General features: G+C 75.0%; 19 protein-coding genes. 8 read left to right on the top strand and 11 right to left on the bottom strand.

Going from position 1 to position 17,874, the window contains the following annotated elements:
- Window positions 1–5: 5 nt before the first annotated feature.
- On the bottom strand, window positions 6–1,052 hold the full coding sequence (locus tag GC157_11865; protein ID MBI1378162.1) for a hypothetical protein: 1,047 nt from the start codon (window positions 1,050–1,052) through the stop codon (window positions 6–8).
- Between the two features lie 1,376 nt (window positions 1,053–2,428).
- Between GC157_11865 and msrA the strand changes: the two genes are divergently transcribed.
- Window positions 2,429–3,082 carry a peptide-methionine (S)-S-oxide reductase MsrA gene (gene msrA / locus GC157_11860; protein MBI1378161.1) on the top strand — a complete coding sequence of 218 codons (654 nt, stop codon included), beginning with the start codon at window positions 2,429–2,431 and terminating at the stop codon, window positions 3,080–3,082.
- 67 nt (window positions 3,083–3,149) lie between these two features.
- On the opposite strand, the gene GC157_11855 is transcribed toward msrA, so the two are convergent.
- From GC157_11855 to GC157_11840, 4 genes are all read right to left on the bottom strand, one after another.
- On the bottom strand, window positions 3,150–4,319 hold the full coding sequence (locus GC157_11855) for an RtcB family protein (protein MBI1378160.1): 1,170 nt from the start codon (window positions 4,317–4,319) through the stop codon (window positions 3,150–3,152).
- Window positions 4,320–4,896: 577 nt separating this feature from the next.
- Complete coding sequence (locus GC157_11850; protein ID MBI1378159.1) at window positions 4,897–5,796, bottom strand: ATP-binding cassette domain-containing protein; 900 nt, start codon at window positions 5,794–5,796, stop codon at window positions 4,897–4,899.
- Window positions 5,547–6,395, bottom strand: coding sequence for an ATP-binding cassette domain-containing protein (locus GC157_11845; GenBank protein MBI1378158.1), 849 nt, complete (start codon window positions 6,393–6,395; stop codon window positions 5,547–5,549). The genes GC157_11850 and GC157_11845 overlap by 250 nt, the downstream gene beginning before the upstream one ends.
- Window positions 6,382–8,493 (bottom strand): hypothetical protein, encoded by a 2,112-nt coding sequence (locus GC157_11840; protein ID MBI1378157.1) that lies wholly within the window; start codon window positions 8,491–8,493, stop codon window positions 6,382–6,384. Before GC157_11840 ends, GC157_11845 begins: the two co-directional genes overlap by 14 nt.
- Window positions 8,494–8,717: 224 nt before the next feature.
- Here GC157_11840 and GC157_11835 point away from each other — a divergent pair, with 224 nt between their 5' ends.
- Together GC157_11835 and GC157_11830 are read left to right on the top strand one after the other, a co-directional pair.
- Window positions 8,718–9,089, top strand: a complete 372-nt coding sequence (locus GC157_11835) for a hypothetical protein (protein ID MBI1378156.1) — start codon at window positions 8,718–8,720, stop codon at window positions 9,087–9,089.
- Window positions 9,090–9,098: 9 nt separating this feature from the next.
- A complete protein-coding gene (locus tag GC157_11830; GenBank protein ID MBI1378155.1) occupies window positions 9,099–9,569 on the top strand; it encodes a GNAT family N-acetyltransferase in 471 nt (156 codons plus the stop codon).
- A gap of 36 nt (window positions 9,570–9,605) precedes the next feature.
- Here the strand turns inward: GC157_11830 and GC157_11825 are convergent, their stop codons facing one another.
- Both GC157_11825 and GC157_11820 read right to left on the bottom strand, forming a co-directional pair.
- The gene (locus tag GC157_11825) at window positions 9,606–10,496 is read right to left on the bottom strand and encodes a thioredoxin domain-containing protein (GenBank protein MBI1378154.1); all 891 of its coding nucleotides are present in this window, start codon (window positions 10,494–10,496) and stop codon (window positions 9,606–9,608) included.
- A 102-nt stretch (window positions 10,497–10,598) separates the two neighbouring features.
- Window positions 10,599–11,972, bottom strand: a complete 1,374-nt coding sequence (locus GC157_11820) for a cystathionine beta-synthase (GenBank protein MBI1378153.1) — start codon at window positions 11,970–11,972, stop codon at window positions 10,599–10,601.
- On the opposite strand from GC157_11820, the gene GC157_11815 reads away from it, so the two are divergent.
- Complete coding sequence (locus GC157_11815) at window positions 11,971–13,029, top strand: SGNH/GDSL hydrolase family protein (protein ID MBI1378152.1); 1,059 nt, start codon at window positions 11,971–11,973, stop codon at window positions 13,027–13,029. The genes GC157_11820 and GC157_11815 overlap by 2 nt on opposite strands.
- Before the next feature lie 22 nt (window positions 13,030–13,051).
- Here the strand turns inward: GC157_11815 and GC157_11810 are convergent, their stop codons facing one another.
- Entirely contained in the window at window positions 13,052–13,411 is a 360-nt protein-coding gene (locus tag GC157_11810; protein ID MBI1378151.1) for a hypothetical protein, read from the bottom strand.
- A gap of 108 nt (window positions 13,412–13,519) precedes the next feature.
- On the opposite strand from GC157_11810, the gene GC157_11805 reads away from it, so the two are divergent.
- Window positions 13,520–13,747: a DUF4287 domain-containing protein gene (locus tag GC157_11805; GenBank protein ID MBI1378150.1), complete on the top strand. Its 228-nt coding sequence runs from the start codon at window positions 13,520–13,522 to the stop codon at window positions 13,745–13,747.
- Window positions 13,748–13,850: 103 nt separating this feature from the next.
- Here the strand turns inward: GC157_11805 and GC157_11800 are convergent, their stop codons facing one another.
- The 3 genes from GC157_11800 to GC157_11790 are packed head-to-tail and all read right to left on the bottom strand — an operon-like array spanning window position 13,851 to window position 15,491.
- A complete protein-coding gene (locus GC157_11800; protein ID MBI1378149.1) occupies window positions 13,851–14,564 on the bottom strand; it encodes an aquaporin family protein in 714 nt (237 codons plus the stop codon).
- Window positions 14,561–14,971, bottom strand: coding sequence for a phosphotyrosine protein phosphatase (locus tag GC157_11795; protein ID MBI1378148.1), 411 nt, complete (start codon window positions 14,969–14,971; stop codon window positions 14,561–14,563). Before GC157_11795 ends, GC157_11800 begins: the two co-directional genes overlap by 4 nt.
- Window positions 14,972–14,984: 13 nt before the next feature.
- Window positions 14,985–15,491 (bottom strand): glyoxalase/bleomycin resistance/dioxygenase family protein, encoded by a 507-nt coding sequence (locus tag GC157_11790; GenBank protein ID MBI1378147.1) that lies wholly within the window; start codon window positions 15,489–15,491, stop codon window positions 14,985–14,987.
- 42 nt (window positions 15,492–15,533) lie between these two features.
- Here GC157_11790 and GC157_11785 point away from each other — a divergent pair, with 42 nt between their 5' ends.
- The 3 genes from GC157_11785 to GC157_11775 form a co-directional block, all read left to right on the top strand.
- Window positions 15,534–15,959, top strand: a complete 426-nt coding sequence (locus tag GC157_11785; GenBank protein MBI1378146.1) for a metalloregulator ArsR/SmtB family transcription factor — start codon at window positions 15,534–15,536, stop codon at window positions 15,957–15,959.
- A 146-nt stretch (window positions 15,960–16,105) separates the two neighbouring features.
- Window positions 16,106–16,849, top strand: coding sequence for a hypothetical protein (locus tag GC157_11780; GenBank protein MBI1378145.1), 744 nt, complete (start codon window positions 16,106–16,108; stop codon window positions 16,847–16,849).
- A 400-nt stretch (window positions 16,850–17,249) separates the two neighbouring features.
- Window positions 17,250–17,874, top strand: a 625-nt coding sequence (locus tag GC157_11775) for a DUF222 domain-containing protein (GenBank protein MBI1378144.1), incomplete at its 3' end; no start/stop codon positions are given.

Below are 17,874 nucleotides of genomic sequence, written 5' to 3'. Positions count from 1 at the left end.
CCGGATCAGACCAGCTCGTCGACCGGCGCCTCGGCGGTGGCCTCGTGCACGTCCGGCGCCGCGGGAGGGCGGCCCGGGTGCGCGACGGTGAAGGTGTCGATCGAGCCGCGCATCGACTCGGCCAGCGCCGCGAGCTCGCGGGCCGACGACGCCGCCTGGCGCGAGCCGGCGCTGTACTGCCGCGACACCTGCGACACCTGACCCATGGCGAGCACCACCTGGTCGGACGCCGAGCGCTGCTGCGCCGAGGCGATCGAGATCTCGCGCGTGGCCGTGGTGGTCTCGTCGACCATGTCGGCGATGCGGTCGAGCGCGGCCGCCGCGTCGTGCGCGACGATGCGGGCCCGGTCCACCTCGCGCTGGCCCTCCTCCGCGACGAGCACCGTGGCGCCCGCCTCGGTCGCGATCCGGCCGACGAGGCCCTGGATCCGCGTCGTCGACGCGCGGGCCCGCTCGGCCAGGCGCCGCACCTCCGCTGCGACGACGGCGAACCCCGCGCCGTGCTCGCCCGCTCGCGCCGCCTCGATGGCGGCGTTGAGCGCCAGCAGGTTGGTGCGCTCGGACAGGTCGTCGATCACCTCGAGGATGCGGCCGATCTCCCGGCCGGTCTCCCCGAGCGACACCGCGCGCTCGGTGATCCGCTCGACCCGGTCGGCCACGACGTCCATCGCCTCGACCGACTGGCCCACGGCGAGCCGGCCCTCCTCGGTGAGTCGCAGGGTGTCGCCGGCCACGCGCGCCACCTGCTCGGAGGTGAGCGCGATCTGGGCCGCGGTCGCCGCGAGCTCCTCGATCGTCGCCGTCGTCTCGGCCACCACGCTGGTCTGCTCCGCGGCCGCCGAGGCCTGCTGCGTGGCGCCGGCGCGCAGCGCCGTACTGGCCTCCGCGAGGGCGCCGCCGTACTCCTGCGCCTGCGCGACGAGCCCGCGCAGCCGGGCGATCGTCGAGTCGAACGACGCCGCCATCGCGCGCAGGTCGCTCTCGGCGAAGTCCTCCACCGGGATCGCCGCGGCGAGGTCGCCCTGCGCGACCCGGCCGAGCGCCTCGGACATGTCGGCGAGGCGTCGCTGCAGCCGCACCGCCTGCTCGGCCTCGGCGCGCCGGCGTCGGCGCACCTGCACCACCCACGCGACGGCGCCGGCCAGCCCCACGACGAGGAGCAGCGCACCCAGGCCGCCCAGCAGGAGCGCGGCCAGCTGCTCGCCGGACGCCGCCACGGCGGCCACCGGCTCGGAGACGCTCACCACCCAGTCGAGGTCGACCGCGCCCGGCAGCGCGGCGTCGTAGGAGGTGCGCTGCCACGCCGTGACGAACCCGGCGTCGGCCACGACGCCGCCGGACCCGTGGCCGAGGTCGACCCCGAGGTGCATCACCGCCTCGCCTGCCGACTGCACCCCGAGCTGCGCGCCCGCGGGCAGCGAGCGGGCGGCCGCGGCGGTGAGCTGCGGCACCGAGGACTCGATCTCCAGCACCCCGGCCGGCTCGCCCGCCGGGCCCACCGCCGTCACCGTGGTGACGACGGGGTCGACCACGGTCACCGACGCGTGCGGCTCGGTCGTGTACGCCGTGCCCGGTCCCTGCGCGAGCGCCGTCGCCAGCCAGGGCGAGCCCAGTCCGGTGCGCATCAGCGGCAGGGGGCCGTCGGCCGTGGGCGTCGTCGTGTCGAGCACGCGCAGCACCTCGCGCCCGCTGGTGGTGCGCAGCCGCGCCACCGCGACGAGCCCGGGCCGCAGCTCGGTGAGGGCGACGAGCGGCCGCCGGGCCGCCTCCTGCTGGGCCGGCGTCGGCGCCGTCGGCGACGTGAGCACCGCGGCCAGGGCCGGGTCGCGCCCGGCGAGGAGCGCGGCCAGGCGCACGACGTCGACCTGCCGCGAGACCTGCGCGGACGCCTCGCGCGCGGCGGAGGCGAGGGTGAGCTCCTGCTGGCTCTCGGCCTCGTGGGCCCGCGACGCGACGGCGACCGCGAGGACGCTGGCCGAGCTGATCAGCACGAGGGCGAGGGCGAGCGTGACCGGCACGACCCAGCGCAGCCGCAGTCGCGGGCCGACCCGGCCGGATGCCCAAGGCGGCACGGCGCGGCCGGGCGTCGGCTCCCCGCCGACCCCCGCATCGGGGTCGACGTCGTCGACCCGCTCCGGCGTCCTCATGACCGTGCGCCCCTGCCCGCTCTGCCGTTCCGGATCCGCGACGGACCCCTCAGTACCGTCGCGCGTGCCCTCCGGTGAGGCATCGGCAGCATCGGGCCGGGGTTGAGCCGGCCGGGCGGTCGCTCACCCGCACGCGGGACCCGTCGTCGTCGCGCCGCGGCCCGGCCGGGGCGACGTCATCGGTCGGTAAGGACCCGGGGGAAGCCCCGGGCCTGCCGCGCGGTTGGGATGGGTGCGGGTCAGCGGTTGCCCACACCGCGACCCCCGGAGAGGCTGGTCCCATGTTCCTGTTCGGCTCCTCGGCCAAGACCCGGATGGTCACCCCCGACGACGCCCTGCCCGGTCGCCCCACCCGCCCGTTCGCCGTGCCCGAGCGCCACGAGGTGCTCGGCACCCCGCTCGAGGGCCCCTTCCCCGAGGGCCTCGAGCACCTCTACGTCGGCCTCGGCTGCTTCTGGGGCGCGGAGAAGCGCTTCTGGCGGCTGCCCGGCGTCTACACCACCGCCGTCGGCTACCAGGGCGGCGTGACGCCGAACCCCACGTACGAGGAGGTGTGCACCGGCCGCACCGGGCACGCCGAGAACGTGCTCGTCGTGTACGACCCCGCCAAGGTGTCGACCTACGACGTCCTCAAGGTGTTCTGGGAGAACCACGACCCGACCCAGGGCTACCGCCAGGGCAACGACGTCGGCACGCAGTACCGCTCGGCGCTCTACACGACCACCGACGAGCAGGCCGCGCTGGCCACCGCCACGCGCGACGCCTACGAGAAGGTCCTCGTGGCCAAGGGCTTCGACCCCATCACCACCGAGGTGCTCTCCGCGGAGGGCCTGCCGTTCTACTACGCCGAGGACTACCACCAGCAGTACCTGTTCAAGGTGCCCCACGGCTACGACTGCCACGCGGAGACCGGCATCGCCCTTCCCCCGCTGTGACGCCCGCACTGCGGTGACCCCGTGACGACGCTCGGCCCGGTCTCTCCGACCGGGCCGAGCGTCGTCGTCAGACCCCCTTGTAGTTCAGGATCTGCGACAGGGTGTGCAGCGGACGGACCAGGTCGCGCTGGTCGTCCATCACCTCGTCGATGTCCTTGTACGCCGCGGGGTGCTCGTCGACCAGCCGTGCCGCGTCGCCGGCGTTCCACGTGCGGCCCTCCATGGCCGAGCGCAGCGACTCGACCGAGAGCGCCTTCGTGGCCGCGGAGCGCGACATCCGGCGTCCCGCGCCGTGCGAGCACGACTCGTACGACGCCGGCGACCCGAGGCCCTCCACGATGTAGGAGCGGGTCCCCATCGAGCCGGGGATGATCCCGAGCCGGCCGGCGTCCGCCCGGATTGCGCCCTTGCGGGTGATCCAGAGGTCGCGACCCCGGTGGTGCTCCTGCTGCGTGAAGTTGTGGTGGCAGTTGATCTCCTCCACCGGCTCGAGCGCCCGGCCGAGGAACGCGGCGAACTCGTCCAGGACGATCCGCAGCATCCGCGCCCGGTTGGCCGCGGCGTACTCCTGCGCCCACAGCAGGTCGCGGACGTAGGCCGTGAACTGCGCGGTGCCCTGCGGGAGGTAGGCGAGGTCCGGGTCCGGCAGGCTGATGAACCACTGCTTCATCAGGCCCTGCGCGGCCTTGATGTGCGCCGCGGCCAGCTTGTTGCCGACACCGCGCGACCCGGAGTGCAGCACGACCCACACGTGGTCGCGCTCGTCGAGGCACACCTCCACGAAGTGGTTGCCGGACCCGAGCGAGCCGTACTGCTCCCGCGCCGTGCGGTCGAGGCCGCGCTGCGCGAGGTCCGTCGCCGGCTGACGGGTCACGACGCGCAGGACGTCGACGTCCTGGTCGCCATGGCCCTTCCCGACGCCGGCCGGTACGGAGCCGGAGATCCGGCCGTGCAGGCCGGTGAGCGTGTCGGGCAGGTCGTGCGACGTGAGACCGGTGTCGACGGCGGCCATGCCGCAGCCGATGTCGACTCCGACGGCCGCGGGGATGATCGCGCCCTCGGTCGCGATCACCGAGCCCACGGTGGACCCCTTGCCCACGTGGGCGTCGGGCATGAGGGCGAGCGGCGTGACGACGAACGGCATCGACGCCGTGCGCGCTGCCTGGGCGAGCGCGTCCGGCTCGATCGTGGACGCCCACGACAGCACGGTGCCGTGCGCCGTGGCGGTGGGGCTCATGGGACTTCTCCTCTCGTGGTGGTGCTGCTGACGATGCCGCACCGCGGCCAGGGGACGGTCGCGGACGATCGGATGGGGACGGGGGCCGGCGTCGGGCCGGGCAGCCGGACGACGCGGCTGACGACGACCGAGGCGCGAGCGCACGGCGCACGGCCGGAGCGCGGACTGCTCGCCTCGGAGCGCGCCTGCTCGCCCCGGAGCGCGGCGTGCTCGCCCCGGAGCGGCCTGCTCGCGCCGCTGCGCGGACGACGACGCCGCTGCGCGCGGGGCGCCGTCCTCAGCGCTGGGGGCGGTCCTCGCGCCGACTGGGGAACGGATGGCCCAGGAGCCCGGCCCGGCGTCGATACGCGCAGCCGGGCGCCGGGCGCTCGCTGCGCCGGGTGCTCGTCGCGTCGACGGGGGTGTGCACGGGTGCTCCTCGGGATGGGGCCGGGCGGACCCCGGCCGCCGTGAAGGCTGGCCCACGCGACCGCGTCGGTCAACCGCGTTCCGGTCCGGACCCGTCGTTACTGCCCGAAGAACCGGATCCGGGCCCGGTCTCCGCGCTTTCGGGCCGTAACGACGGGGTCGGGCGGGGTCAGGGGTCGACGACGCGGCCCTGGGCGAGGTGCACGGTGCGGTCGGCGATCGCGATCACCCGGGGGTCGTGCGTGGCCACGAGCAGCGCCGTCCCCGCGCGGCCGGCGTCGCGCAGCGCCGCGAGCACAAGGTCGACGTGGTCGTCGTCCTGGTGGCTGGTCGGCTCGTCGAGCAGGGCGAGGGTGGGCGTGAGGGCGAGCGCCCGCGCGGCCGACACCCGCTGCTGCTCCCCCAGCGACGTGTCGGCGGCCGGGCGGTGCCCGATCTCGGCCAGCCCCAGCGCATCGAGCAGCGCGTCGTCGACGTCGCGCCCGCGCAGCGCGGCGGGCAGGCCGACGTTCTCGCGCACCGACAGCTCCGGGCTCACCGACGAGCGCTGCGGCATCAGCGCGACGGTGGCCCAGTCACCCCACGAGTCGGCCGCGCGGCCCAGCACCTGCACCGTGCCGTGGGTGGGGTGCGCGACGCCGGCCACCAGGTGCAGCAGCGTCGACTTGCCCGAGCCGGACCGGCCCGCGAGCACCACGAGCTCGGCCGGTCCCACCTCGAAGGAGACGTCGTGCAGCACGACGTCGGACGCCTCGGGCCCGAAGGCGTGCGTCACCCGGTCGACGACCACCACGGTGGCGTCCCCGGAGGCGGCGGCGCTCACGACCCCTCCCCCGTGTCGTGCGGTGGCCGCAGCCGCACCTCGGCGTCGCCCACCTCGAGCACGGCGCGCCCGTCCGGGAACAGCGCCAGGGCCGACGCCGGCAGCTGGAGCCGCCCGGCGGAGTCGATCGCCGCGAGCGAGACGCCGCTCTGCGAGCGCTCCGACGACAGGACGCCGTGCCGCAGCGCCAGCGTGCGGTCCACCGCCCGCATCGCGCGGTCGTCGTGGGTCGAGATCACTACGCACGCACCGGCTTCCGCGCGCCGGCGCAGCTCGGCGAGCACGAGGGCGGCGGACTCGTCGTCGAGCTCGGCCGTCGGCTCGTCGGCCACCACGACGTCCGCGCCCGAGAGCACCGCAACCGCCACGGCCAGCCGCTGCTGCTCGCCACCCGAGAGCTGTGCGACGTGCGCGGCACGCCGGTGCTCGAGACCCATGCGCCCGAGCAGCGCGGTGACGTCCTCGCCGTCGCCGCCGCGCAGCGCGGCGGTCTGGGCCAGCTGCTCCTGCGCCGTGAGGTGCGGGAACAGCACCTCCGTCGGGCGCTGCGCCACCCACGCGATGTGCTTGCGGCGCAAGGCCGCGAGGGCCGACGTCGACATCGCCGACGCCGCGTGCCCGAGCACCTCGAGGTCGCCGCCGGTCTGGCGTTCCCGGAGCGCGACGATCGAGAGCAGGCTCGACTTGCCGCTGCCCGACGGCCCGGTCACGGCGCTCACGGTGCCGGTGCGGAACTCCGCCTCGACCCCGCGCAGCGCCTGCGTCTCGCCGGTGGGGGCGGCGTACATCTTCACCAGCCGCAGGCAGCGCACGGCCACCTGGGACGCCGGCTCAGCTCCCTTCACGCAGCAGCACCTCCTCCGGCGACGGTCCGCGCGACGACGTCGTGGGGCGCACCCCGGACAGCCACGCCACCACGAGCATCACGAGCGCCACCGCGCAGGTGACCGCGACACCGGCCCACGTCGGGTGCAGCTCGTAGGCGGGGCTCGCGCCCCGGTCGAGGTCGAGCAGCAGGGGGCCGAGCGGCGAGACGAGCACGACCGACGCCACGGCCGCCACGAGCGCCACCACCACGAGCAGCCCGAGCTCCCACGTGCGCGCCGCCCCCACCCCGCGCCGCCCGACGCCGACCCGCACGAGCAGGGCGTCGGCCGCGCGGGAGCGGCGCACCATCCGGCGCGCGTACACGGCGGCGACCACCACGGACACGAGCGCGAGGAACGCGCCCACCGCGCCCTGGTAGCCGAGCGAGCGCGTCGCCGCGGCGATGGTGGGCGTCTGCGCGGCCTGGTCCGTCGTCGTCAGCGCGGTGGGCGTCACGCCGTGCTGCGCCAGGTAGTCGGTGAGCTCGCGGGAGGAGCCCGACGACCACAGCCAGGTCTCGGCGAACGGCCGGTTGGACAGCGTCTCGTCCGGCGGCGCGAGGCGCGGGTCGTAGCGCGCCTGGCTGGCGAACAGCGTGGGCGTGGCCGCCACGAGCATCGGCCGGCTGCGCAGCCCCGGGAACGCCGGCACGCTCGCCACGACCGACACGGGCGAGGTCCACGCCTGGCCGCTGAGCACCGCGAGGTCGCCGGCGCGCAGGCTCGGCTCGTTCACGGCGATGACCGGGATCGCCGCGCGCGACGGATCCTGCATCGCGACCGCGTCCGCGGAGGCCAGTGCGGTGACGGCGTCGCGCGCCCGGGCCATGGTGGCGCCCTCCCCCCAGTCGGCCACGGCGAGCAGCTGCGCCGGGTCGACGGCCATGAGGTCGCGGTAGCCGAACTCGCCGCTGAGCGACACGAGCGAGCGCCACACCAGCGTCATGCCGTCGGGCACCGGCGGCGTGCGGCCCTTCGGCACCTTCACGCCGGCCGCGAGCTCCTCGTTCGTCGGCAGGCGCGGCGCGTCGGGGTCGAGCAGCCACGAGCCGTCGATCTGGGCGACCGTGGCGGCGCCGTTCGCCACCGCCACCCGGTCCGCGACAGCCACCTGGGCCGCCGCGACGGCGGACATCGCGAACAGGGTCATGCCGAGGCCGAGCGCCATCACGGACACCACGAACGTCTGCTCGCTTCCGGCGCCGGCGAGGCGGCGGACGGCGAGCCAGCGGGAGGCGCGCGCGGCGCTGCGGGGCAGGGCCGCCGCGCGGCGGCGCGCGACCACCCGCACCGCCCAACCGACGAGCACCGCCACGAGCGCGCCGACGGCGGCGCACACCAGGGCGGGCACCGCGAGCGCGACCGGACCCGGCGACCTGGCCGGCGTCGTCCACGCCGCGACCGCGGCGACGACCGCACCCACCACGAGCACCGCCACCCACGGCACGCGCACGCGCGGTCGCGCCGTGAGGCCGCGCTCGAGCGTCACCACGGCCACGGCCCCCACGGCGCCGATCCCGACGACGCCGAGCAGCCCCACCAGCACGGCCCGCCGGGCGCCCGTGCCGACCGACGTCGCGAGCAGCGGCCCGGGGGGTCCGGCCGCGCGCAGCACCAGCCAGGCGACGAGCACGCCGAGCAGCACCGCGACGACGGCGGGCAGCAGCGCCTCGAGCGACCACAGGCCCAGCACCCGCACCGGCCCCACCCCCACGGCAGCCCCGTGGCGCAGCTCGCGCCGACGGTCGAGCACCAGGAGCACCGCGAGGCCGAGCGCTGTCAGCAGCCCCGCCGCCACGCCCGCGCCGGCGAGCAGGTCGCCACGCTGCCGGGTGAGCCCCGCGAGGAAGTCCGCCTCGGCCACCAGCGACTCGATCCCCGACACCACGCCGAGCCGCAGCGGACCGGGCGGCTCGCCGTTGGGCGCCTTCGTCTCGTCGCGCAGCTCCGCGACGCCGGCCGCGGTCACCTTCGCCGCGTCCAGCGTCAGTCCCGGGGCGAGCTCGGCGTTCACCCGCCAGATGAGGTCGTCGCCGATCGCCTGCGAGGCGCGGTCCACGGTGTCGACGTCGCCCACCACGAGGTAGGCGGGCAGCGTGGTGAGCGAGGCGTCGGTGGGCAGGCCGCCGACGCGCCGCGACCAGATGGCCGTGCCCGGCGGGTCGGCGGGGCGGCGTCCGTCGGCGGCGACGGCGTACGTGCCGGCCAGCGGCAGCGTGATCGTGGGCGGGATGGGGTCCTTCGGCCGCGGCGGGTGCGTGGTGCAGGTCCGGGCCCACGGACTGCCCGGTGATGGTCGGCGTGGTCAGCCCCGGGATGAGCGCCATCCGCTGCTGGTACACGACCTGGTCGGCGCTGCGCGGCGACCGGCCGCCCACGAGGCTCACGGCGGGAGAGTCCGACGTGCGGGCTCCCTCCGGCACGGTGGCCAGCGTCGCGGACAGGGCCGCCTCGCCGGCCAGCTGGCCGAACATCGGCGCCGACGCGGCGCTCGTGGTGGCCGCGAGCAGCGCGCCCACGAGCAGCACCCCGCCGCCCCCGCGTGTGAACGCGCGCAGCGGGGCGCGCTTCCACAACGGGGGGACCACGGGCACCACCTTGGCAGCATCACCCGGGCGCACCGGCGCCGTCCCCGTCGAAACCGAGCCGTGTCCCGCCCGGCCCCGCGGCTAGGGTCCGCGCATGGTGCAGGTGCGGCTCGAGCCGATGACCCAGGAGCAGTACGACGCCTACCGCGCGACCGCGGAGGAGGGGTACGCCGAGAGCATGCGCCTGGCCGGGGCCAAGGGCGACGCCGAGTCACGGGCCAAGGCGGCCGAGGACTACGCGCGCCTGCTCCCCGACGGGCTCGCGACGCCGGGTCAGCTCCTCTGGACGGCGTACGACGGCGAGCGCGAGGTCGGGATCCTCTGGGTCGCGCTGACCGACACCCCGGACGGCACCACCGCGTTCGGCTACGACCTCGAGGTGCCCGAGCCCCTGCGGCGGCACGGCTACGGCCGCGCGATCCTCGAGGCCGCCGTCGAGGAGCTGCGCGCGAGGGGCGTCGTCTCCGTAGGGCTCAACGTGTTCGGGCACAACCTCGGTGCCCAGGCCCTCTACGAACAGATGGGCTTCGAGGTCACCGCCATCCAGATGGTGCGCAAGCTCTGACGAAGGCGGCACGGGCGCGACGTCGACGCGCCGGCGTCAGTCGTTGCGGTGCTGCGTGATGTAGGCGACGAAGTCCGCCGGCGACAGCCCGCGCACCGAGTCGGGCAGCTCCTTGCCGTTGAGCACCAGGTTGGGCGTCCCGGGGATCCCGTTGTCCTGGAAGGCCTGGTAGGAGTTCGACGCCCAGCCCAGGTAGGTCTGCTGGTCGACGCACGAGTCGAAGGTCGTGAGCGCTCCCCCGCTCAGGCCGGCCGTGGCCCCGAACTGCTTCAGCACGTCCTGTGTGTAGCCCACGCCCTCGGTGGGCTGGTTGGCGAACACCGTGGAGTGGTAGGCCTCGCCGACGCCGGCGTCGATGGCGCAGCCCCATGCGGACGTGGCGCGGGCGGACGCGTGGTCGGTGCCCAGCCCCAGCTGGCTGTAGTCCAGAAAGATGGTCGGGCGGTAGACCACCTTCACGGTCCCGTCCTGCGCGAGCTTCTTCAGGCTGCTGCCGTAGGTCGCCTCGAACTCCTTGCAGATGGGGCACTGGAAGTCCTCCCACACCTGGAGGACCGGCGTGCCCGCCGCTGGGTCGAGGGGATAGCCGTAGGCCGTGTCGGAGTCGCTGCCGAGCACTCCCGTGGGGAGGGCGGCGCCGGGGTCGGGGGCGGGAAGCGTGACCGAGCCGCTGGGGGTGGAGGACTGCGCGTTGTTCCAGACGACGGCGCCGACGATGAGCCCCACGAGCACCACGAGCCCGAGCCCGATGAGGATCGAGGTGCGGCGCTGACGGGCCCGCTCGGCGCGCAGCGCCTCGGCGCGGGCGGCGGCCGCCTTCTCCCGGGTGGAGCGGGCGTCCTGCTTCCCGGGCTTGCCGGACTTCCCCGGCTTGCCGGGCTTCCCCTGCGCGCCGCCCTGGTCGGGCGTGTCGGGCTGGTCGGGCACTGGTCCCCCTCGGTCGGGCCGTCGTCGCGAGCCTAACGACCCCGTCGTGCGGAAAGGTTCCGGCCGCGCGCCGGGCGGGTGACGGCGCGTCGCCGCCGGCGCTCAGCTGGACAGGTAGTGCAGGAGGTCCTGCCGGGTCACCACGCCGGCCGGCAGACCGTCGTCGACCACGATCGCGGCGTCGGCCTTCTCCAGCGCCGAGACCGCCGCGGCCACGGGCTCGCCGGAGCCGATCATCGGCAGCCCGGCGCTCATGTGCTTCTCGACCGGGTCCGACAGGTGCGCCCGCCCCTCGAACAGCGCGTCGAGCAGGTCGCGGTCGACGACGGAGCCCACCACCTCGGCGGCCTTCACCGGCGGCTCGGCGCGCACCACGGGCATCTGCGACACGGCGTAGGTGCGCAGGATGTCGATCGCCTCGCGCACCGTCTCCTGCGGGTGCGTGTGCACCAGCTGCGGGAGGTCGACGGACTTGCTGCGCAGCACGTCGCCCACGGTGCGCTCGCCCGAGGTCTGGAGGAACCCGTAGTCGGCCATCCACTCGTCGTTGAAGACCTTGGACAGGTAGCCGCGGCCGCCGTCGGGCAGGAGCACGACGACGACGTCGTCCTTGGCGGCGCGGGCGGCGACCTCGAGCGCGGCCTGCACGGCCATGCCGCACGAGCCGCCCACGAGCAGGCCCTCCTCGCGCGCGAGCCGGCGGGTCATGAGGAACGAGTCGCGGTCGGACACCGCGACGATCTCGTCGGCCACCGTGCGGTCGTACGTCGTCGGCCAGAAGTCCTCGCCGACGCCCTCCACGAGGTAGGGGCGGCCGGTGCCGCCGGAGTAGACCGAGCCGACCGGGTCGGCGCCGATCACCCGCACCCGGCCGTCGCTGACGTCCTTGAGGTAGCGGCCGGTGCCGCTGATGGTGCCGCCCGTGCCGACCCCGGCGACGAAGTGCGTGATGCGCCCGTCGGTCTGCTCCCACAGCTCAGGACCGGTGGTCTCGTAGTGCGACCGGGGGTTGTGCGGGTTGGAGTACTGGTCCGGCTTCCAGGCGCCCGGCACCTCCTGCACCAGGCGGTCGGACACCGAGTAGTAGGAGCGCGGGTCCTCGGGGTCGACGGCCGTGGGGCACACGACCACCTCGGCGCCGTAGGCGCGCAGCACGTTCTGCTTGTCGGCGCTGACCTTGTCCGGGCACACGAAGATGCAGCGGTAGCCCTTGCGCTGCGCCACGATCGCGAGACCGACACCGGTGTTGCCGCTCGTCGGCTCGACGATCGTTCCCCCCGGCTGGAGCTCGCCGGAGGCCTCGGCGGCCTCGATCATGCGGGTGGCGATGCGGTCCTTCACGGAGCCGCCGGGGTTGAGGTACTCGACCTTCGCCAGGACGTCCGGGGCGTCGGGGCCGAGATGGGCCGTCACCGAGTGGAGCCGCACCAGGGGCGTGTGCCCGATCAGCTCGACCACGCTGTCGTAGACCTGCATGGCGCCGACCCTAGCCGCCCGCGAGGGGTGGTCCCGCCTCGAGCGGCGCACGCTGTCGCGGCACGCGCGGGGGACGGCGAAGCGGCCGGGTCGACGCGCCGGACGTGGCGAGGCCCACAGGACGGGCCCGAACAGCGGTGCATACGTCGGACCCAGAGGGGAGGATGTGGCCGTGCCCGCGACCTTCCCGGTGCTGCCGATCCGCGACGAGCGGGTGCGCCGTATCGCGTCCGCCGCCGCCAAGGGCGGCGGCGGGCTGCTCGGCGTCGGCACCGCGGTGGCGGGGGCGGCGGTGGGCGTGATGGTCGTCCAGGCGCGCCAGGCGCGGCGGGCGATCGGCCCCCGTCGCGGTGTCCCGCCGTACGCCGACGGCCGCTACCTGCCCCCCGGCTCGGACGCCGCGCGCGGCACCTCGCTGCGCCTGGCCGTGCTCGGGGACTCCGGCGCGGCCGGCCTCGGCGCCGAGCACGCGCAGGGCACCGCCGGCGGCCGGCTCGCGGCCGAGCTCGCGGCCGCCTCGCACCGGCCGGTGCTGCTCACCAACGTCGCCGTCGTGGGGGCCCAGAGCCGCGACCTCGAGGCTCAGGTGGAGCGAGTGCTCGCCGTCCGCCCGCACGTGGCCGTGATCATGATCGGCGCCAACGACGTCACGCACCTGGTGCGGCCGCAGAAGTCCGTCCAGCTGCTCAGCGAGGCCGTGGCCCGCCTGCGCGAGGCGGGCAGCGAGGTCGTCGTCGGCACCTGCCCGGACCTCGGCACCGTGCGGCCGATCGCCGCGCCGCTGCGCCAGGTGGCCGGCCGGATGTCGCGCGAGCTCGCCGCCGCGCAGGACATCGGGGTGCGCCGAGCGGGCGGGCGCCCGGTGCCCCTCGCCGAGAAGATCGGCGCCCTGTTCGCGGCCGAGCCCGAGGTGTACTTCTCGGCCGACCGGTTCCACCCCTCCGCCGAGGGCTACGCCGCGTGCGCCCACGCCATGCTGCCCGACGTCCTCGAGGCTGTGGGCCTGGCCCGCCCGGAGTCGGGCACGGGCCCGGTGCCGGCCCTCCCCGGCGCCTGAGAGCTCTGGCCAGGGCGTCGGGTCACAGGCGGCGGCGCAGGTCCAGCAGGACGTCGGCCGCCTCCACGAGGGCCGCCCGGGCCGCCTCCGCACGGTCCGTTGCAGCGGGCCCGGCCGCGGCGTCGAGCAGGTCGTGGCCGCACACGGCCAGCTGGTCGCCCACCGCGTGGACGGCCAGCACCGGCACTGGCCGCACCGGCTCGTCCTCGAGCGCGGCGGCGAGGTCGGCCAGCCGCTGGGCCGCCCGCCGCACCGCCTCGGCGCGGGTCGGCTCGGGCTCGAACGAGGCCTCGAGGCGGGCCAGGCCCATCGCCCGGACCCGGTCGACGGTGCGCTCGAGCTGGGTCCGCGCGGCCTGCGCGGGGTCGGCGTCCTGGTCCACGCCAGGAGCCTCCCAGAGGCGTCCACGAATCGGTCGGTTGGCCTGCCCAAGCGGCACCCGGCCGGGCTACGGTGGGTCAGCACACCGGCCCGAGCACAGGAGACGTCGATGATCCGTCACTCCGAGGAGACCCACCAGCAGCTCGTCGACCGCCTCCCCACGGCCACCGGCCGCGACCTCAAGGACTGGATGCGCGCGCTCGAGGACGGCCCCTCGTTCTCCCGGTTCGACGAGAAGGTCAACTGGCTGCGCGACGAGCACGGGCTCTCGCACGGGTTCGCCACCGCCATCGTGCACGAGGCCGACATGGTGCGCGCGCACCGCAAGCTCGGCTGACCCACCCGCTGCGTCGACCTGCGTCGACGACGGCGGCCCGAGGCCCCGCTCCACCTCGCCCGGCACCCCGGGCGGCGCGGAGCGGGGCTTCGCCGTCCGCGGGCTAGTCCACGGGCGCGACGACCTCCACCGCGACCGCGGGCGCGGTCGAGTGCACGGGCCAGAGCACGAGCGCCGTCGCGGTGCCGAGCACCGCACCCACCACCTCCGCCGCCACGAACCCCGGCACGCTCGACGGCGCGATGCCGGCGATGGTGTCGGAGAGAGTGCGGGCCACGGCGACGGCCGGGTTGGCGAACGACGTCGACGCCGTGAACCAGTAGGCGGCCACGATGTAGGCCGCGACCGAAGGTGCCACCCAGGCGGACCGTCCACCGCGCACGAGCCCGATCACCACCAGCAGCAGCCCGGCGGTCGCGACCACCTCGGAGAGCAGCGCGCCCGGGCCGCTGCGGTCGTGGGTCGACACGCTCACCGCGGAGAGCCCGAACATGAGGTTGGCCACCACGGCACCCAGGCACGCGCCGGCCACCTGCGCCGCGACGTACGCCGGCACCTCGCGCCACGGCAGGCCGCCCAGCCACCCCTCCACGAGGGAGACGACCGGGTTCAGGTGCGCCCCGGAGACGGGGCCGAGCAGCGCGATGAGCACCACGAGGGCACCGCCCGTGGCGACGGCGTTCTCCATCAGGGCGAGGCCGGCGTCACCGGGCGAGAGCCGCTCGGCCATGATCCCGGAGCCGACGACGGCGGCCACGAGCAGCCCGGCGCCGAGTGCCTCGGCGAGCAGCCGACGCCCCAAGGGCGTCGCGATCACGTCGCGGCCGCGTCGATCTCGGCGACCAGCGCCTCGATGCGACGGCGGATCTCGTCGCGGATCGGTCGCACCGCCTCCACCCCGCGGCCGGCCGGGTCGTCGAGCTCCCAGTCGAGGTAGGTCTTGCCGGGGAAGAACGGGCAGGTGTCGCCGCACCCCATCGTGATGACGTAGTCGGAGTCCTGCACGGCCTCGGTGGTGAGGATCTTCGGGGACTCCGCCGAGATGTCGATGCCGTCCTCGAGCATGGCCTCGACCACCGCGGGGTTGAGCGAGTCGGCGGGCGCCGAGCCGGCCGAGCGCACCTGCACACGGTCGCCGGCGAGCGCCGCGAGGTAGGCCGCGGCCATCTGCGAGCGGCCCGCGTTGTGGACGCAGACGAACAGGACGGACGTGGTGTCGGGCACGGTGGCTCGCTCCTCAGCAGCAGGCGGTGACGGACTCCGGCTCGGCGCCGGCGGGGACCGGCGTCGACGTGCAGCAGGTGCCGTCGCCGGCCAGCTCGAGCAGCGGGAGCGACGCCGTGGCCGGGCGGGCGCCGGCGGGGTCGTCGTCCTTGACGACGTACAGCTCCCAGGGCGCGCCGGCCGGGTCGTGCACCCACACCTTGTCCTGCAGCGCGTAGCAGCAGGTGGTGTCCTTCTCGTCGAAGGTGGCCAGTCCGGCGGCCGACAGCCGTGCGGCACCGGCCTCTACCTCCTCGGTGGAGGCGACCTCCACGCCGAGGTGGTTGAGCGCCCCGTGCACGCCGGCCCCGCGCGCCTCGGCCGGCACCTCGATGAGGACCAGCTTGAGCGGCGGCTCGTCGATCGCGAAGTTCGCGTAGCCAGGACGCCGCTTGTGCGGCTCGACGCCGAACAGCGTCGAGTAGAAGGCGACCGACGCCTCGAGGTCCGCGACGTTGAGGGCGAGCTGCACACGTGCCATCGTGACTCCTGCATCGATCATGGTCTATGTTGATGACGGTCGATGCACCGTAGGACATCGACGACCATCGATGCAAGGGACGGCGAGGAGGAACCCGTGCCGGCTGCCCGCACCCGTACGCGGCCCGCTCACCGCACCGCGCTGCCGCTGCTCTCGGGGCCCGAGTGCTGCCCCACGGGCATCGCGGAGCCGATGGACCGCGGCACGGCCGAGGCGCTGGCCGCGCTGCTCAAAGCCGTGGCCGATCCGGCCCGGCTCCAGCTGCTCGCGCTGCTGCGCGACGCCGACTCCGGCGAGGCCTGCGTGTGCGACCTGACCGAGCCGCTCGGGCTCAGCCAGCCCACGGTGTCGCACCACCTCAAGGTGCTCGGCGAAGCAGGTCTCGTGAGGCGCGAGCGCCGCGGGACGTGGGCCTGGTACTCCGTCGTCCCGGAGCGGCTCGCGGAGATCGCGGCCGTCTTCCGCTGATCGGCGGGGGCGAAGGACGCCCCTGCCTGCGGCGACGCCCGGGCCGGATTCCGGACCCCCGGTTATCATCGGAGTGATCGCTGCAGAGCAGCGCTCGCCGCAGAGGGTGCGGGCCGGTCCCGACACCCCCGACAGATGGAGTCCGCGTGGCCAACCAGATGCTGGCCGAGGTGGAGAAGGCCCTCAAGGACGGCCCTGCTCGCACCTCGATGACGACCACGACCGAGACGGTCCAGCTCCCGGACGTCATCGTCGCGACCGCCGCCTGCCTGGGCATCGCGATCGTCGCCGCCGTTCCCGGCTGGCTGTTCCTGAGCGGGAGCATCGTCCTCTACCTGGGCCTGATCGTCGTCCTCATGGCCGCCGGGTTCTACGTCGCGCGGCGCTCGCCGGTGAGCCCCGGTCTCGCGCTCGGCTACAGCGCCCTGCTCGGCCTCATGATGGGCGCCTTCACCCACATGGCCACCACGGGCTACAACGACAACGTCGCCCTCATCACGCAGGCCGTGCTCGGCACCGTCGCGGGCGCGGTCGCCATGCTGCTCGTGTACTCCACGCCCTTCGGCAAGCGGGCGAGCCGCGCCGGCAAGCTGTTCATCGGCGTCATGATCGGCTACTTCCTGCTCGGCATCGCCAACATCGTCGCCGCGCTGTTCGGCGTCGGCGGCGGGTGGGGCTTCTACGGCGTGTCCGGCATCGGCCTGGTGCTGTGCGCCGTCGGCGTCGCGCTGGCCTGCTGGTCGCTGCTCGTCGACATCGGCGCCGCCGCCAACGCCATCGCCGCCGGTGCGCCGCGCTCGTGGTCCTGGTCGCTCGGCATGGCGCTGGCGTCCTCGATCGTGTGGCTCTACCTCGAGCTCCTGCGCCTGCTGGCGATCCTCAACCGCTGATCCGGCGCGCCACGCTCCTCTCGGGGCGGTCACCTGCGGGTGGCCGCCCCGAGGTGCGTCCGGGCACGTGTCGCAGCACCTCCGACGGGGCTCCGCGCGGGCACGTCCACCAGCCGGTGACGATCGACGGCGCGTGCTGCGCGTCTCTCGGCTCTCGCAGCATTCACGGCTCTTACGACGAGGCCTCCGCGCCCCCGACCTCCCGGTCGTGCGCTGCGACGCGTCCACGCTCAAGCCCGGGCTGGGCTTTCACCTGCCCGTCCCGGCGTCCACAGGCTGTGGAGGACGGAACGGCGAAATCCCTTGGAAATACTGGGGATTGAGGGTTGTGCCTGTCAGTGGTCTCGGGTAGCATTCCAACATTCGTTCGAACCCCAGCCGAACCTGTGGGAGGTGCCCGATGACCGTCGTCGACGACCGGGACACCGCCCCCTCGTTCGGCCCGGTGGGCCTCGGGTTCCACCCGGACTGGGACGTCCACGACCCGATCGCCTGGCTGACCGGCGACCCCAGCGCACTGCTGCCGCTGCTCGAGCAGCCCGTGGACGCGACCGACCTGATCCTGTTCGAGCAGGTCGACGTCGAGGCGATCACGGAGCCGGCCGAGCTGATCGACTACCTGTCGGTGGTGGGACGGCTCGAAGCCCGGCTGGCGTCATTGCGTCTGGCGGCGGAGGCGGCGTTCGCTGGGAAGGCGTGCCCGGACCCGAGGGTCAGCAACGCGTACGCGGAGGCCGCGGCCGAGCAGGAGGTCGCCTACGCCACCCGCAACAGCGCCTACGGCGCGTCGAGGGAGATCGGCCGCGCACTCGCGCTCAAGGAGGTCTTCCCCGCGTTCCGTGCCGCGCTGGCGGCAGGTGAGATCACCGAGCGGCACTGCGCCGTCCTCGTGGACCAGACCCGCTACCTCACGGATCCCGAGGTCCTCGCGACGATCGAGACCCAAGCGCTGGAGAAGGCCCGCACCCTGACTGCCTCGGAGCTGCGCAAGTTCCTCGACAAGCTGATCGCGCGGCATGACCCGG

This window comes from Frankiales bacterium, from assembly GCA_016125335.1.
GTDB lineage: Bacteria > Actinomycetota > Actinomycetes > S36-B12 > CAIYMF01 > Longivirga.
Note: the sequence above shows the minus strand (reverse complement) of the source record. Positions and strands in the feature narration are given on the sequence as shown.